Below are 2379 nucleotides of genomic sequence, written 5' to 3' on the forward strand. Positions count from 1 at the left end.
CTGGCCAGCGCTTCATCAACGCTGATGCCGGTCACACTGTTGGGATAGCGCGCGTGCCACACCGATGCGGGCATCGGGCCGAAGTCGCGTTTGTAAGGTGCCACTTTACCGGTCATCGCCATGGTCATAAAAGTACGACCGTGGAAAGAGTTGCCGAAGGTGATGATGCCGTGACGACGGGTCGCCGCCCGCGCCACTTTCACCGCGTTTTCGACCGCTTCTGCGCCGGTGGAGAAGAAAGCAGTTTTGGCTTTACCGGCAATTGGCACCAGGCGATTGAGGCGTTCAGCCAGCGCCACGTAGCTTTCATACGGCGTGACCTGGAATGCGGTATGGGTAAATTTCTCTAACTGATCGGCAATCGCCTGCACGATGCGCGGATGGCGATGACCGGTGTTCAGCACCGCGATGCCGCCGGCGAAATCGATCCAGCTGTTACCTTCACCATCGCGCAGCGTGGCGTTCTCCGCGTGCTCTACGTACCACTGACAAAGATTGCCGGTGCCGCGTGGCAGGGCATCATCTTTACGTTGCTGCAACTGGCTGTTTTTACCTTCCATAACCTTTCCTTAGCGATAAGCGTCTTTACAAATCACGACAAACACGCTTATTTATGCCTGCGCTGAGCTATCTTGCCAGAGCCACTTTCAGTGAAAAGAGGGGAGCCAATTGCGAAGTTTGTACGCCGATCATGTATTAGAGCGCATGCAGTTTATGCCGGAAGGAACATTGCAGCAGCGTTTGCTGAGCTGTATGCAAGCCGCTATCGCAGAAGGCATTTTTCCTCGTGCCACGCGCTTGCCCGCCACGCGCGATTTGGCGCGCGAGCTGTCGGTGTCGCGCAATACGGTGTTGAACGTGTATGAGAATTTGATGGCGCAAGGCTACGTCACGGCGCGTACCGGTAGCGGCACCTGGATTGCAGAAAACTTGCCGGAAGGATCGCTGAACACGCCGCGCAATGTGGCGACTATCGAACCATTAACCACGAAACCGGCGGCGATTTCTAAGCGCGGTGCGTCGCTGCTCGGTCATGCCAATGCGTCGCCGTATCAGTGGGGCGCTTTTGTGCCTGGCGCACCGGATGTCACGCAGTTTCCGCATAAACTCTTCAGCCAGATTCAGGCGCGTTTGAACCGTGAACCGGATATCGAACGGCTGATCTACAGCAGCAATGGCGGCTGTCCGCAACTGCGCGCCGCGCTGGCAGAATATCTCAGCGTGGCGCGTTCGGTACGCGCTGATGCTGATCAAATCATCATCACCGAAGGGATTCATCAGGCGGTGGATTTGGTTTCACGCGTGCTGTGCGATCCCGGCGATCAGGTATGGATCGAAGAGCCCGGTTATTGGGGCACGCGCAATCTGCTGCGCATTAATGGCCTGAAAATCAATGCGATTGCGGTGGATGAGCAGGGATTAATTCCCGATTTGCCACCGCGCAGTCGCGCACCGAAAATGATTTTCGTGACACCGTCACACCAATATCCGCTGGGCGTGCATCTCAGCCTGGAACGCCGCAAGCAACTGCTTGATCTGGCGCGTAAGCACAAAACCTGGCTGGTAGAAGATGATTACGACAGCGAGTTTCGTTTCTCCGGCCAGCCGTTCCCATCACTGCAAGGTTTTGAGCCGGATGCGCCAGTAATCTATATGGGCACTTTTAGCAAGACGCTCTATCCGGCGCTGCGCCTCGGTTATTTGGTAGTGCCAAAAGCGCTGGCGCAGCCGCTGCGTGTGGCGGCGGCGGAACTGTATCGCGGCGGCCATTTGCTGGTGCAGCGCGCGCTGGCGGAGTTCATCCAGAAAGGGCATTACATGTCGCACATTCGCCGCATGCGCAAGCTCTACAGCCAGCGGCGGCGCTTTATGGTTAGCTTGATTGAGCGTTATTTAGGGGCTGCTTTTTTGCCGTTGGTGAATCACGAGGCGGGATTGCATCTGGTGATGAATTTGCCAACAGGCTGTGACGATGTGGCAGTCGCCGCACTGGCGCTGCGGCGCGGTGTTAAGGTGCGGCCGCTGTCGCAATATTATATGCATCCGCAGGAGCGGCGCGGTTTGCTGCTGGGTTTTGCCTGCGTCGATGAGCGGCAGTGTCAGGATGCGTTTGGTACCTTGAAAGGGTGTTTGGCGGAGATGGGGATAATTTGAGGTGGAGGTCGCCATAAATGGCGACCCTACAACGGCCGCATCGTCTTCGTAGGGTCGCCATTTATGGCGACCAGGTCAACTTATGGCTGAGCGATACCATCCAAACGCTGCACAATCTCAGGCGTAAGTTTCACTTCAGCGCTCGCCATGTTCTGCTTCAGGTGCTCCGGTGATGACGTGCCCGGAATCAGCAAAATGTTAGGCGAACGCTGCAGCAGCCAGGCC

At 56.7% G+C, this 2379-nt stretch carries 3 protein-coding genes; 1 reads left to right on the forward strand and 2 read right to left on the reverse strand.

Going from position 1 to position 2379, the window contains the following annotated elements:
• The coding region (locus tag RTY00_RS22635) for an aminotransferase class III-fold pyridoxal phosphate-dependent enzyme (protein WP_312666398.1) at positions 1 to 560 on the reverse strand (560 nt) is incomplete at its 3' end.
• Between the two features lie 109 nt (positions 561 to 669).
• Between RTY00_RS22635 and RTY00_RS22640 the strand changes: the two genes are divergently transcribed.
• Positions 670 to 2154, forward strand: a complete 1485-nt coding sequence (locus RTY00_RS22640) for a PLP-dependent aminotransferase family protein (protein ID WP_312666400.1) — start codon at positions 670 to 672, stop codon at positions 2152 to 2154.
• Positions 2155 to 2234: 80 nt separating this feature from the next.
• Here the strand turns inward: RTY00_RS22640 and RTY00_RS22645 are convergent.
• Positions 2235 to 2379 (reverse strand): aldo/keto reductase (locus tag RTY00_RS22645; protein WP_312666402.1); only part of this gene is annotated, 145 nt, incomplete at its 5' end.

It is taken from the genome of Pantoea sp. CTOTU49201, from assembly GCF_032054795.1.
GTDB lineage: Bacteria > Pseudomonadota > Gammaproteobacteria > Enterobacterales > Enterobacteriaceae > Pantoea > Pantoea symbiotica.